Below are 14319 nucleotides of genomic sequence, written 5' to 3'. Positions count from 1 at the left end.
TTTTTCTAAAATTATTAATTAAAGTTTGTTTCTGAATGAGTGAAGCCGGAGGTTTTCCACTTAAAGGGCGTCAAGAATCTCCGGCCGAACTCTCATTCCGGAAGTAAGACAGACAGCCGGGCAGGGTGCAGAATAATAAGCACCCGTTATGCAACAAAATAGGCCCCTGGCAGTTTAATAGTTGTAAAGTAATCATAAAGACATGCCGCGGCAAGGCTGGCATCAGTTACAGAGCCTGTGCGGCAGGCGTTGTCTTCAATAAAAATAAATAATAATATGAAAATAGGAAAAGTGATATCAATGGCCGTTATGCTGGCATGTCCTGCGTGGATGTCGGCACAGCACAATATTACAGACGGCGCATGGAACATAACATTCGACGAGTCGGCCAAGACGCTCACTTACGAGCAGAACGGCAAGCAGCTGATAAAGGGAGCCTACGTTGAGGTGCACAACGCAGCCGAGGAGAAGCTCCTGTCGAAAGACTATCCCAGCGTGTCGCTCACGTCAGAGGCTGTAAGCGACGTGTTCGGCAGCGGAACAAAGTATACATACACCTATTCGGGCCTTGCCGGAAAGGATAACATAGAGCAGTCGATATACATCTATCCGGGCAAGAACTATCTGCTCGTAGAGGCTGCCATCGTGGCAACGGGCGGAACGACAAAGACCAACTACATTGCTCCGATGGTGAGCACCACGTCAACGACCTTCCTCCCCTCGGGCGGAGAGAACGTGGTGTACGACATGCCTCACGACAACGACAACTGGGTGGGCTACTCGGCACAGCCCTGGAGCATAGGTCAGCCTAACACATCGTGCGAGGTGTCGGCCATGTACGACGTGCTCAGCCGCCAGGGACTCGTAGTGGGATCAATAGAACACGACAACTGGAAGAGCGGAATAACCGTTACGCCTAACGGACAGAACCGCCTGCGCAACCTTACGGTGGCTGCCGGAGTGGTGAGCAGCCGCACCAACGACGTGTGGGAAGGACGCCCGTCGCTCACCAAGCACGGCTCTATATCAGGACAGAGAGTGCGCTCGCCTAAGTATTTCTTCGGATATTATGCCGACTGGCGCAACGGTCTTGAGGAGCTGGGCGAGGCTACCGAGAAGCTCTGCCCGAAACTGAAGTGGGACAAGGGCACCATCTTTGCATGGCAGAGCTGGGGCGGAATGGCAGAGCACGTAAACTATGAGGGAGCTGTCAACGTGTCTGACTTCTTCAAGCAGCAGCTCGAGCCTAACAACTTCCACAACGAGAACGGCGAGTGCTACATCGTGCTCGACTCTTTCTGGGACAACCTCAGCGACGACCAGCTCAGAAGCTTCGTGCAGCACTGCAAGCAGAACGGACAGCACCCCGGAATATATCACACACCGTTCTCTTACTGGGGCAACGAGTCGCAGGCTGCCATGTACAGACCTTACGAAGGCAGTCCTTACACATGGGCCGACATAGCCATCAGGGCCAACGGACAGCTCAGAAAGATTGCCTCAATAGCTCTCGACCCGACTCACCCCGGTACGCTCGAGTATAACAGAGAGAGATTCAAGAAGTTCAAGGACCTTGGCTTCGAGTATATCAAGCTCGACTTCATCAACAACGGAACCCTCGAGGCCGACAAGTTCTATGAGCCGGGCATAACAACGGGTATGCAGGCCTACACTTACGGTATGGACAAGATTCTGGAGATGGCCGACGGCATGTTTGTCGACCTGTCTATCGCGCCCGTGTTCCCTGCCAAGGGACATGCACGCCGTATATCATGCGACAGCTGGGGCGAGCTCGACAACAGTATGTACACGCTCAACAGCATTGAGCTGGGCTGGTGGCTCGACCGCGTTTATCCTTACAACGACCCCGACCACCTCGTGCTCTCGAGAGCTGAGAGCGAAGGAGCCGCACGCATAAGATACACCTGCGGAGCCATGACGGGCACGGTGCTGCTCGGCGACAACTACAGTCTGGCAGGATCTTATCCCGGCAAGCAGTCGGAGCGCGACCTGGCAATGAAGATTGCCACCAATGCCGACATCAATGCCGTGGCACACATCGGACGCTCTTTCCGCCCGGTAGACGGCAGACTCGCCACGATGTTCAGCCGTTACGACAAGTACACTTACGGAGTTGACCAGGAGTTTGTGCTCGACACCGAAGACGCTCTCTATTATGTAGTGTTCAATTACGACAAGTCAGCACAGTACACCAAGACTGCCGACTTTGAGCGCCTCGGCATATCAAAGGACAACGTTAAGGGCATAAAGGAGCTCTGGACAGGTCAGACGGTTGAGGTTACAGGCAACGGATTCAATGTTGCCGTTCCGCAGTGCGACGTAAGAATGTACCGCATCGACAAGAACAGCGGCGGCACAGGCATTGCCGGTGTAACCGAAGGAAATTCACAGAATGTTAAAATCAACTATAGCAACGGGAGCCTTACAATGGAGGCTCCCGAAGCCATATCATCTGTTGCAGTCTATGACATGTCGGGAGCATTGCTGCTGAACGACACATTCAAGTCAGCCGCAGGCAGCGCTGCCGTAGCCTTTGACGCCAAGGCCGGAGTGTATGTGGCAAGGATAGTGCTCGAGTCTGGCTGCCCGGTGGCAAAGAAGATTCTCGTAAAATAACATCATGCTTATGGCCGGCATCAGTCCGGCTGACACGGCATAAAGCATCAGTATGGCACAAGCCGTAAGGCTGACATCAGAAACACACTTGCCGCCCGGCGGCAGAAGTATTATCAGAAACAAACAAATTGATCATGAAGCAAAGTACAGTTAAAGCCTCTCAAACCATAGCAGCCCTTATCATGGCCGTGCTTGCGTCAGCCCTGCTGGCGGCATGTCCGGCTTATGCCACGGGCAACTATTCGTTCAAGCGCATTGACAACACCTTCGGGCTGTCGTCGAGCAACGTAAAGTGTGTGGCCGAAGACAGCTACGGATTTATATGGCTCGGCACGAAGAACGGACTGCACCGCTACGACGGCCTCGACATGCGCAGGCTTAACTGCTTTGACCACAAAAAGAAGCAGGGCAACAACAACATTGCGGCCCTGTATGAAGACGAACGCAAGATGATGTGGGTGGGAACAGACCGCGGTGTGTATCTTTACAACCCGAAGACCGACACGTTCAGCTTTCTTGACCGTAAGGACAGGCGCAACGGCAAGTATCCCGACAACTGGGTGCAGACCATCGACGGCGACGGCAAGGGCAACGTGTGGGTGCTTCTGCCCGACCTCGGCGTGTTTCATTATCACGGACAGAGCGTCGACTATTATTCAGTAACGCCGATAAAGGACAACCTGAAAGAAAAGTTCCCGTCTAACATCTGTGTCGACGACAACGGCGACGTGTGGGTAACCACGGCAAGCGCCGGAATATACAAGTTTGACAAGCGTGCCAGAAGGTTTGTAAGGGTGGTGGCCGCCGACGGACAGGACATGGAGGGCGTGATGTTCACCACCGTGGTTGAAGACACCGACGGCTCGCTTATCTTTGCGTCTACCAACGGCTATCTGTTTCGATACAATCCTGTGCATAACACATTCTCTAAAATAAACTTCTCGGCAGAAGGCAAGATATACATGCGCTGCATGCAGTGCTTTGAAGACGAAATATGGATAGGAACACAGCACGGACTGTATATCCTCAACAAATATGACAACACCGAGACCGTGCTGCACGAAGATCCGCTCAACAAGTTCAGTCTGTCTGACGACATAATCTACTGTCTCTACGAGAGCAGGAGCGGCGACGTGTGGATAGGCACGTCTTTCGGCGGAGTGAACTACACATCAAGAAACAAGTTTTACTTTAAGGTGTTCGGCCTGTGGTCGGGGCTTACCGGAAGGGTGGTCAACGGACTTACGCAGAGTGCCGACAACCGCATATGGATAGGAACGGAGGACAGGGGGCTGTTCTCGCTCAATCCGTCAACTAACATAATATCTGCAATCAGTGACATAACGGCAGCACAGAAGACGGTGCTGCTGCTTACAGCATTCAACGGCAGCGTCTATGCCGGATTCTCGCGCGGCGGACTGCTGCGTGTCGACGGCAGCGGCAGGGTGTCAACCGTGCTTAACATCAAGGAGAAGGACAACAGCGTGTATTCATATCTCAAGGACAGCCGCGGCAACGAGTGGGTGGGCCTTGGCTACGCGCTCTACCGCCGCGATGCCGGGCAGAAAGACTTCAGGCACGTCAACGAAACCGGCTATGACTGGATATTCAATCTCTTTGAGGCTCACGACGGCACCGTATGGATAGGCACCATGGGCAACGGCGTATGGAGATACACGCCGTCTACGGGCAAATACAAGAGATACGTGTCGGGCGAGACATCGCGCAGCGGGCTGCGCTCCAACAGCATAAGCTCGTTTATGGAAGACAGCCGCGGCAACGTGTGGGTGTCTACCGACCGCGGCGGAATAAGCCGCTATAACAAGAAAGAAGACAACTTCACGTCGTTCGGAATAGAGGAGGGACTGCCCGACGACGTGGCGTACAACATACTTGAGGACAACAACGGCAACCTGTGGTTCGGCACCAACAAGGGCCTCGTGAAGTTTAATCCCGACACAAGGGCCGTGAGAGTGTTCACCGTGAAAGACGGGCTTCCCAACAACCAGTTTAACTACAACTCGGCCATCAAGGCCAACGACGGTCTGTTCTACTTTGGAAGCATAGGCGGAATAATAGCCTTCAACCCCGACAAGGAAGACAACCAGACCATGCAGTCGTCGCTGTATTTCACTCAGCTGAGGATACTTAACGAGGAAGTTACCGTAGACACAAAGAACTCGCCGCTGAAGGAGAACATCATGTTCACCAGACGCCTCACCCTGCCTTACGACATGGCAACATTCTCGCTGAGGGTGGTGTCGCCGAGCTTCGGCGTTACCAGCGGCAGCATGTACAGCTACAAGCTCGAGCCCGTCAACTCAGAATGGATAAGCATGTCGGGCAACCAGATATCGTTTGCCAACCTGCCTCCGGGCACATATAACCTGTGTGTAAAGGTTGACACACACGGACAGACCATAACCAAAAGTCTTGAGATAGTGATAACTCCGCCATGGTACAGTTCTAAATGGGCCTATCTGGCATACATTATACTTATCGTGGCCGGAGTTATGCTGTGGTTTGTGCTCTACCGCAACCACAAGGAGAAGCAGCTGCGCGAGCGCCAGCACCTCTTTGCCGTGAACAAGGAGAAGGAGCTGTATCAGAACAAGGTGAACTTCTTTACCGAAGTGGCCCACGAGATACGCACGCCGCTGACGCTGATCGACGCGCCGCTCGAGGCCATAGAGGAGATAGGGATAAACAACAGCCGCGTGCAGCACTATCTGAAAGTTACGCGGCAGAACACCAAGCGGCTGCTCAACCTTACGGGCCAGCTGCTCGACTTCCAGAAGATCGACTCCAACAGGCTTACGTTCAAATATGAGAACGTAGACATAAGCGCGCTGGTGAACGAGACCATTGACCGCTTTGAGCCTGCCATGACGCTGAAGGACAAGGAGCTGATAAGAAACGTTGCCGACGAGCCCGTGATAGTTTCTACCGACAGGGAGGCCGTCATCAAGATTCTGAGCAACCTGCTTAACAACGCTCTGAAGTATGCCCGCCGCAGGGTGAAGGTGTCGCTCACTACAGACGACAGCAACTTCATAATAAAGGTTACGAGCGACGGCGACAAGATATCAGACAGCGAGAAGAAGCTAATCTTCAAGCGCTTCTACCAGATAGACAAGTCGAACAGCGGCGAGAACGGCGTGGGCATAGGCCTTCCGCTTTCGCTTTCGCTCGCATCGCTGCTGGGCGGAAGTCTTGAGCTGGCCGACGACGGCAGCGACGGCAACACCTTTGTGGCCATACTGCCGCAGAACAAGGAGGGCATAAAGCACAACAACAAGCTGACCGTTGACACGTCTGACTATCTGCTCGAGGAAGAAACCAACCAGGCAAAGGAGAACACAGGCGGATACACCGTGCTGATAGTTGAGGACAACGACAACATGCGCGAGTTTCTGGCCGAGCAGGCCAACATGTCGTTCACGATAGAGACGGCGCGCAACGGCAAGGAGGCTCTCGAGAAGCTGGCCGGCAGCCACATCGACCTGATAGTGTCTGACGTGATGATGCCCGAGATGGACGGCTTCAGCCTGTGCAAGGCGGTCAAGGCAGACATCAACCTGTCGCACATACCAATAGTGTTCATCACCGCCAAGAACGACCTCGAGAGCAAGATAAAGGGACTGCAGCTCGGTGCTGAGGCATATATAGAGAAGCCCTTCTCGGTGAAGTTCTTCCGCCAGCTCATACGTTCGCTGCTCGACAACAGGCGGCGCGAGCGCGAGTCGTTCTCCAAAAAGCCCTTCTTCAACATGGACAACATGCACATGACGAAGGCCGACGAGGAGTTTATGAACAAGGTCATAAAGATTATAGAGGACAACGTGGGCGAAGACAACTTCAATGTGGAGTGCATGGCCGACATCCTGTGCATGAGCCACTCGAGCCTGCTGCGCAAGATAAAGTCGGTGTTCAATATGTCGCCCGTTGAGCTTATCAGGCTCATCAAGCTGAAGAAGGCTGCCGAACTCATACAGGAGGGCAAGCACCTCATAGGCGACATCTGCTATATGGTGGGCATATCGTCGCCGTCGTATTTCAGCAAGCTGTTCTTCAAGCAGTTTGGCATAAGCCCGAAGGACTTTGAGAAGCAGTGCAGGGAGAAGCAGGGCAACGGCTGAGCACCATAAAAAAACGGACAGACCAGGATCGTTACGGCAACGGCATGTGTGCCGGCACCGGCGCTGAAAGCCGGCGCCGTGGCCCGTGCCATGACCGCGAAGATGATAAGGACAAAATGTTTTAACCTATGAAAACAAGCAATTTCAGACGCATTGCGGCAGCTGCTGCCGTGGCCTTGTGTGCCGCCGGAGCAGACGCAAAGGTGGTGCTGCCTCACTTTGTTACCGACAGCATGGTGGTTCAGCAGCAGAGCCTCTGGACCATAACGGGCAGGAGCAGCGGCAGCAGGGTGAAGGTCAGGGCCTCGTGGAGCAGGCATGCCCTGACGGCTAAGGTGATGAGCGACGGCACGTTCAGCATCAGGCTGGCCACGCCCAAGGCCGGAGGACCCTACACGATAACCTTCGACGACGGCGACAGGACCACGCTGCACGACATCTATTCGGGCGAGGTGTGGCTCTGCTCGGGGCAGTCGAACATGGAGATGCCCGTGGGCGGCTGGGGAAAGGTGATGAACTACTGGCACGAGATAATGTCGGCCAATCATCCCGAAGTGAGATTCTTGCAGATAAGCAAGCAGCGCAGCTTTGTGCCCGCGGCCGACACCGACGTGAACATGGGCGGCTGGCGCACGTGCACGCCGGAGACCGTTGAGAACTTCTCGTCGGTGGCATACTTCTATGCCCGCGAGATGGCAAGGCGCCTTAGCGTCCATGTGGGCGTGATAGACTGCACCTGGGGCGGCACGCCGGCTGAGGCTTGGAGCAGCTATGCAGGCGTCAGCTCGGTTGAGGGCTTTGAGAACGAGACAGGCATGATGGCCGACAACGGCTTCGACAAGGACAGGATAAAGGCCGAATATGAGCGCCGCGTGGCCGAGTGGGTGAGCATGGCTACGGAGGGCGTGGCCGACAGCGGCGGCAAGGTGTGCCTGCCAGCCGACGGCAGTCTGCCCGTGATGCCCGTTCCGGGGCAGTGGGAAAGCTCAGCCCTGCCCGGATTCAACGGCATTGTGCTGATGCAGCGCGAAATTGACATACCTGCCGGATGGGCAGGAAAGCCCGTAGAGCTGCACCTCGGAGCCATAGACGACGAAGACGTCACCTACTTTAACGGAACAAAGATAGCCGAAGGCTCGGGCTACAACGTGGAGCGCACCTACACCGTTCCGGCAGAGCTGGTGAGGGGCGGCAAGGCTCTGATAACCGTAAGGGTTACCGACTTTGAGGGCGAGGGCGGCATCTGCGGCAGCGCTTCAGACCTGTTTGCACGGCAGGGCGACAGCCGCCTGCCGCTCGACGGCAACTGGGCATACAAGGTGGCTGCCGACTTCGGCAAGCTGCCGCGGCGTCCTGTGTCGGCCGAGAGCGCGTCTTTCCCCACGGTGCTATACAACGCCATGCTCTATCCGCTGCGGCAGTTGCCCATAAAGGGCGTGCTGTGGTATCAGGGCTGCGCCAACGTGGGGCGTGCCGCCCAGTATGGGCCGCTGTTCCGCCGGCTTATATCCGACTGGCGCCGCCTGTGGGGCAACGACAGCCTGCCGTTCTACTTTGTTCAGCTGGCGGCATATCTTAAGCCCGTGCAGGTGCAGCCCGACTCTGAGTGGGCAGCGCTGCGGCAGGCACAGGCAGGTGCGCTGAGCCTTGACGGCACGGCCATGGTGGTTACGACAGACATAGGCGACAGCACCGACATACATCCAAAGAACAAGCAGGAGGTGGCGCGCAGGCTGTCGCTCGTTGCCCTCCGGCGCGCCTACGGCTTCAGCGACATAACCGACAGGGCGCCCGCCCTGAGCAGCTGCGAGATAAAGGGCAGCGAGGCCGTGCTGAGGTTTGACGGCGACGTGGTTACCAGGGGCGAGGCTCCGCGAGGCTTCATCGTGCTGACCGACAAGGGGCAGTGGGCTGCGCCCGAAGCCGTGAAGACCGACGCGCGCACCATAAGGATAACCGCAGGCGGAAACATAGTGGCCGTGAGATATAACTGGGCCGACTATCCCTGCGGCAACCTGTTCGGGCCTACGGGGCTGCCCGTGGCTCTGTTTGAGGCAGGCTCACGCTGACCGTGAGGCCCTGCGCACAGGAAAATCAGGACATTAAGGACATAAATATTTTTAACTAATAAAACACAGTAAAGACATGAAAATCGTAACAAAACTATTCGTGGCACTTGGCCTGCTGGCATTTGTCTGCAAGGCCGGAGCCAAAGAACAGATTGTGGTAGAGACCGGCAGCACGAGCCTCGTGTTCACCGTGGGCGACAACGGCCGGCTGTACCAGAGCTACTTCGGCAAGCGCCTTACGGACAAGAGCGAGTATGCCATGCTGCCGCAGGGCAAGGAGGCATACATGACACACGGCATGGAAGACTACTTTGAGCCTGCGCTCCACATAACGCGCTCTGACGGCAACCCTTCGACGCTGCTGAAATACAAGAGGCACGAGACAAAGGCATGCGACGGCGGCACGGAGACCGTGATATACCTTGCCGACCCCGTGTATGCCGACGAGGTGGCAATGCACTTTGTGGCCTACGCCAAGGAAGACGTGTTTAAGGCATGGACCGAGATATTCAACAGGGAGAAGTCGGCCATAACGCTCGAGAAGTATGCCTCGTCGATGCTCCACATGTATGCGCCGAAATATTACCTGACACAGTATAACGGCGACTGGGCCACCGAGGCGGGCAGCCACACGCAGGAGCTTTACTTCGGCAAGAAGGTGATAGACACCAAGCTGGGAGCGCGCGCCGACATGTTCTGCCAGCCCTTCTTCCAGCTGTCGCTCGGCAGCAAGGCCACTGAGAGAGAGGGCGAGGTGCTGGTGGGCACGCTGGCATGGACGGGCAACTTCAGGTTTACGTTCGAGGTTGACAATCTTGGCGGCCTGCGCGTGATAAGCGGCATCAACCCCTATGCGTCGCAGTACACCGTGGCAAAGAACAAGAGCTTCAGGACTCCTGAGTTTATCTTCACCCTGAGCCAGAGCGGAACAGGACACGCCAGCCGCAACCTGCACGACTGGGCACGCAAGTATCAGATAAAGGACGGACAGGGCGACCGCATGACGCTGCTGAACAACTGGGAGGCTACTTACTTCGACTTCGATGAGAACAAGCTGCTCTCGCTCATCGGCGAGGCCAAGGAGCTGGGCGTTGACATGTTCCTGCTCGACGACGGATGGTTCGGCAACAAATACAAGCGCCACAGCGACACGCAGGCACTGGGCGACTGGGAGGTTACGGCCGACAAGCTGCCCAACGGCATAGGACGACTGACGGAGGAGGCCAAGAAGCAGGGCGTGAAGTTCGGCCTGTGGATAGAGCCTGAGATGGTGAGCCCCAAGTCGGAGCTGTATGAGAAGCACAAGGACTGGGTGATAACGCTGCCCAACCGCGAGGAGTATTACTTCAGAAACCAGCTCGTGCTCGACCTGTCTAACCCCAAGGTGCAGGACTATGTGTTCGGCGTGGTGGACGGACTGATGACGAAGTATCCCGACATAGCCTACTTCAAGTGGGACTGCAACAGCCCGATAACCAACATCTACTCTAACTACGAGAAGATGAAGCAGACACACCTTTATGTTGACTACGTGCGCGGACTCTACAACGTGCTGGAGCGCATCAAGGCAAAATATCCCGACCTGCCCATGATGCTGTGCTCGGGCGGAGGCGGACGCACCGACTATGAGGCGCTGAAATATTTTGTAGAGATGTGGCCGAGCGACAACACCGACCCCGTGGAGCGCATCTTCATACAGTGGGGCTACTCGCAGGTGTTCCCTGCCAAGGTGCAGTGTGCCCACGTAACTACATGGAACAAGGCGGCAAGCATAAAGTTCAGGGTGAACGTGGCCATGATGGGCAAGATGGGCTTCGACATCAACCTGCACGACATTCCGGCAGGAGAGCTGGCCTACTGCAAGCAGTCGATAGCCGACTTCAACAGGCTGAAGCCCGTGATACTCGACGGCGACCAGTATCGCCTCGTGTCGCCATACGAGGGCAACCACACCTCTACGATGTATGTCAGCAAGGACAAGGCCAGCGCCGTGGTGTTTGCCTTCGACATATTCCCGCGCTACAGCGAGAAGCTCTACAACGTGGTGATGGACGGTCTCGACGCTTCGAAGAAGTATGACGTGCGCGAGATAAACCGTGCCGACGGCTCGCAGGGCGAGGTGAATACCTACTCGGGCGAGTATCTCATGACCGTTGGTCTGCCGCTCTTCAGCGCGCAGAAGCTTAGCAGCCGCGTGTATGAGCTGAAGGCAAGATAACGGGGCCGATGCTTTTGAAATAAACTAAAAAGGTCCGGCAGCCATGTCCTGATGACGTGGCTGCCGGACTTTCTTTTATCCCATATCTGCCTTCGCAGGGCATGGCTGCCGTTAGTTTGCCTGCCTCATTGCCACAGGATTTTTGGGCGGCATGGGCGGATGTGCAGGGCTGAAGCATGCGGCGCCGTGAATGGTATGATGCGGCTGCATGGCGCCTGACTGGCTGCATGGTGGCTGCCCGTATACTTGCCGCTGCGGACATAAATAAAGCCCGGAGCCAGAGAGTCTGACGCCGGGCAATGAAGCGCTCTTCACAAAAAATAATGTCCTATTTCATAATTTTTATTGCCTTGCTTGTTCCGTCGGCATACTTGCTTACCATGATGCTTACGCCCTGGGCTGCATTGCTGATGCGGCGGCCTGAGAGGTCGAAGTATTCTGTTGCTACGACATCCTTGTTGCTGTTTTCAACATTGCTGATGGCTGTTGTAGACTTGCCTGTTATGGTCATGTTTTTGCAAGATCCGCTGAAATAGTATCCTTCATCATTCTGGCTGTCGCCGGGATAGTAGAAGTAGTCAGTCAGTTCTATTCCGCTCTCAGATGTGTAAGAATCGCTCGAGCTGCTGTATGTGAACGTACAGTCGTCGACAAAGTCTGTTGTCGTTCCAAAGAGCAGTGCAGTGTCGTCGCTTGCCACTCCGTAAGAAGAAACGATGATGTTGTCGCCTTCAAACATTCCAATCATCCATGCCTCAGGATATTCGGGCATGAGGCTCTTTATATAGCAAATATCGCCAAGGTTTACTATGTCGACAGTTGCAGATTTGCTGTTTCCGTAGTAGTCGCTGTATGTATATTTGTGTGAAACGGCTTCGGGGAAGAGTTCTGCCGGATAATAATAAAGCTCTGTGCAGTAGGTGTAAATCTCTGTCTGGCTGCCGTTGGTGATGAATGCTGTGAGATATTCGCCTTCAGCAGAGTAGTAGATTCCGCTCTCGGGGTCGAGCGACAGCTTGAAGCTGCTGCTTGTTAAAGGTTCGCCTGTCTCAGCGTCCATTTTACAAACAAACAGAGATATTCCGTCTTGATTGTATATCTCCTGATTGTTCTCTATGGTTATCTCCTTTGTGCTCTCGTCGTATGTACCTTTAAGATATATGCCTTCGCCCACAATAGTGCTAAGGAACATGTTTGGTATGCTTACCGTGCCGTCATTGCCGAACACGATGTCGTTTTTTACGTGCAGTCTCTGCATTAGGCCTACCTGAGTTACTGACTCGCCGTAGTCTGCATAGTATGATTTTGTTGTTCCTTCAGGTGCTGCCTGTGCCTTCACCTTGTTTGTGCTGTTTGCTTTTTTCAGGTTAACGCGGTTGGAGGTCTCAAATTTCATGCTGTTTTCAGCTTTCAGTCCGTTCAGTCTGGTTGCCTTTAGCATTGGTGTCTGTGCAAATGTGTTCATTGAGAACAGTGTAAATGCAATAAGTAAAAGTTTCTTCATAAGCTAACTTTTAGTCGGTTAAACATTATAAGTTGATGTTGTATTTCTCTTCAAAAGTAATATTTTTTATCTTAAATGAGATTAAAATTGAAATATTTTTTAGTTTTATGTTATCGTAATTGATTTATATCAATCGGAAAATACGAAAAGTTACAGATTGTAAGTCTTTGTGCTGCTTTGTTTGCCCTTTGTCATTTAATAAGTGTAAAGTTGCGTCTTTTATGTTATGTACGTGCGCCTGTGCGTTACTTTTCTTATGGGCGCCGCGTGTGTATGTGCATGCGCCTGTCTCTGCCTGTGCGCGCGTGCGCAGCGGTCTTGTTCGTATGCGTGCGCACGGCCGTGTTTGCAGGGCTTCCGTCGTTGCCGTTATGCCGGCTTTGGGCATCTGGATATGGGCAGGAAGATGGTAAAAACTCAGGACAAAATTATTTTCCGTTCTGGAAAATCAAAGTATAACGGATGTTAAATTATGGTTTTCAAATATATTCTTTTATTAACATCGGTTAGCTTTTGTGTGCGTTGTGTGTCTTAAAACCGGTATTTTCAGACGCCAAAAGGGCGCTTTTCATGGTGCAGGAGCACCGCTTTCGGTGCCTAAACCTATCGTTTTTGCACCTCAAACGGCACAGTAATGTTTTTTAACACGGCCGACCGAGCAGCCGTTTTGATGTAAATGCCTGAATGTCAGATGCTTGGCAAAAATGCTGATTTTCCGGCTTTTTCGCGCCAAACGGCCGTGTCGTCACGGCTGTGGCCATTCTGAGAGCGTCAAGCGTCATGCCTTTTGTCATAAAAGTTTACAAGAGTCTGCCTCTCCGTGCAGCGTGTTCTGCCTGTAGGTATGCCGCCGCCGGCAGGGGCATGTGCGCCCCCGTGGCGTCAGATTATGCCGAAATGGCGCAGCGCCTTGCTCACGCCGTCGTTGTCAACATGGTCGGTAACGTATGATGCCAGCGCCTTCACGTCGTCGATGGCGTTGCCCATGGCCACGCCTATGCCCGCCGCGCAGATTATCGACTTGTCGTTGCCGCCGTCGCCGAAGGCCATAGTCTCGCTGATGTCCATGCCCAGGTGTTCGGCCATGCGCTGCAGCGCCTTGCCCTTGTCGGCCCCGCGCGCCGTCACGTCGGCAAATGCCGGATACCATCTTGCGGCTATGCAGTGGGGCAGCTGCGGCATGACGAGCTTCTCCTGCTGCTCGTCTATGATGGGCGTAAGCTGCAGTATGGGCTGGCTTAGCACCGTTTCGAGACTGATGTCCTCGCCCAGGTCGTTGACGTTGAGCAGCTGTCGGAACACCTTGTCAACCATCTCGTCGGGATGATACACCGTGAGGTCTTTCGCCCCCACCACCATCGTGGCAAAGTTCATCTCGTCTGCCAGCCGTATCAGCGTGCGTGCGTCCTCGAGCGGAATGTCTACGCAGCTCACCACCTTGTCGCCTATGAAGCTGTATGCGCCGTTAGTGGTTATATATCCATCTATCAGATGTTCTATGGCGTGCAGGTTGTTGATCAGTTTCACCGGCCGTCCGGTAGATATATACACGCCCACGCCGTTTCTCTTTGCCTGTTCGAGTGCGTCAACCGTTGATTGTGGTATCTCGTGTGTGTTGAAGCTCACGAGTGTTCCGTCTATGTCAAAAAATAAAGCCTTAATCATACTCTTTTCCTGAAATTATCTTTATTTAGTGCAAAGATAGTGCAAGCCGAGTGCATGGCAAAATGAAAGACGCAGTTTTTTAAGTTT

6 protein-coding genes are annotated in these 14319 nt (G+C 54.1%); 4 read left to right on the top strand and 2 right to left on the bottom strand.

What is annotated here, in order from left to right:
- Positions 1–276 precede the first annotated feature (276 nt).
- The 4 genes from ACU52_RS02595 to ACU52_RS02580 all read left to right on the top strand — a co-directional run bounded on the left by ACU52_RS02595 (position 277) and on the right by ACU52_RS02580 (position 11063).
- Positions 277–2637 (top strand): hypothetical protein, encoded by a 2361-nt coding sequence (locus tag ACU52_RS02595; protein WP_053397646.1) that lies wholly within the window; start codon positions 277–279, stop codon positions 2635–2637.
- 134 nt (positions 2638–2771) lie between these two features.
- Positions 2772–6776 carry a hybrid sensor histidine kinase/response regulator transcription factor gene (locus tag ACU52_RS02590; protein ID WP_082335132.1) on the top strand — a complete coding sequence of 1335 codons (4005 nt, stop codon included), beginning with the start codon at positions 2772–2774 and terminating at the stop codon, positions 6774–6776.
- A gap of 128 nt (positions 6777–6904) precedes the next feature.
- Positions 6905–8845, top strand: coding sequence for a sialate O-acetylesterase (locus tag ACU52_RS02585; protein WP_082335131.1), 1941 nt, complete (start codon positions 6905–6907; stop codon positions 8843–8845).
- Between the two features lie 76 nt (positions 8846–8921).
- Positions 8922–11063, top strand: a complete 2142-nt coding sequence (locus tag ACU52_RS02580; protein ID WP_053397644.1) for an alpha-galactosidase — start codon at positions 8922–8924, stop codon at positions 11061–11063.
- A gap of 328 nt (positions 11064–11391) precedes the next feature.
- Here the strand turns inward: ACU52_RS02580 and ACU52_RS02575 are convergent, their stop codons facing one another.
- Positions 11392–12567, bottom strand: a complete 1176-nt coding sequence (locus ACU52_RS02575) for a hypothetical protein (RefSeq protein WP_147630745.1) — start codon at positions 12565–12567, stop codon at positions 11392–11394.
- A gap of 882 nt (positions 12568–13449) precedes the next feature.
- A complete protein-coding gene (locus tag ACU52_RS02570) occupies positions 13450–14232 on the bottom strand; it encodes a Cof-type HAD-IIB family hydrolase (protein ID WP_053397642.1) in 783 nt (260 codons plus the stop codon).
- Between the last annotated feature and the right edge of the window lie 87 nt (positions 14233–14319).

The organism is Xylanibacter rarus, from assembly GCF_001275135.1.
Classification (GTDB): domain Bacteria; phylum Bacteroidota; class Bacteroidia; order Bacteroidales; family Bacteroidaceae; genus Prevotella; species Prevotella rara.
The sequence above is the reverse complement of the archived record's forward strand: the minus strand, read 5'-3'. Positions and strand labels throughout refer to the sequence as shown.

Excerpts from the sequence above, each read along its gene's own strand:
- ACU52_RS02585 (WP_082335131.1), top strand. The coding sequence starts at position 6,905 with ATGAAAACAAGCAATTTCAGACGCATTGCGGCAGCTGCTGCCGTGGCC.
- ACU52_RS02595 (WP_053397646.1), top strand. The coding sequence starts at position 277 with ATGAAAATAGGAAAAGTGATATCAATGGCCGTTATGCTGGCATGTCCT.
- ACU52_RS02590 (WP_082335132.1), top strand. The coding sequence starts at position 2,772 with ATGAAGCAAAGTACAGTTAAAGCCTCTCAAACCATAGCAGCCCTTATC.
- ACU52_RS02575 (WP_147630745.1), bottom strand. The coding sequence starts at position 12,567 with ATGAAGAAACTTTTACTTATTGCATTTACACTGTTCTCAATGAACACA.
- ACU52_RS02570 (WP_053397642.1), bottom strand. The coding sequence starts at position 14,232 with ATGATTAAGGCTTTATTTTTTGACATAGACGGAACACTCGTGAGCTTC.
- ACU52_RS02580 (WP_053397644.1), top strand. The coding sequence starts at position 8,922 with ATGAAAATCGTAACAAAACTATTCGTGGCACTTGGCCTGCTGGCATTT.